The organism is Leclercia adecarboxylata, from assembly GCF_035787115.1.
GTDB classification, from domain to species: Bacteria; Pseudomonadota; Gammaproteobacteria; order Enterobacterales; family Enterobacteriaceae; genus Enterobacter; species Enterobacter adecarboxylatus_E.
The window spans coordinates 1-208 of sequence record NZ_JALKTL010000041.1; the positions used below are offsets into that span (position 1 = coordinate 1).

Here is a 208-nt window from a genome sequence, read left to right on the forward strand (position 1 = left end):
TAAGCGCAGCGATGCGTTGAGCTAACCGGTACTAATGAACCGTGAGGCTTAACCTTACAACGCCGAAGCTGTTTCGGTGGGTTTGAGACGATTTTCAGCTGATACAGATAACAGAATTTGCCTGGCGGCTGTAGCGCGGTGGTCCCACCTGACCCCATGCCGAACTCAGAAGTGAAACGCCGTAGCGCCGATGGTAGTGTGGGGTCTC

The 208-nt window shown here is 54.3% G+C and carries 1 rRNA gene; it reads left to right on the forward strand.

Annotated features, from left to right (window positions below):
• Positions 1-120 precede the first annotated feature (120 nt).
• Positions 121-208 (forward strand): 5S ribosomal RNA (gene rrf / locus MXM41_RS22765); the annotation flags it as partial.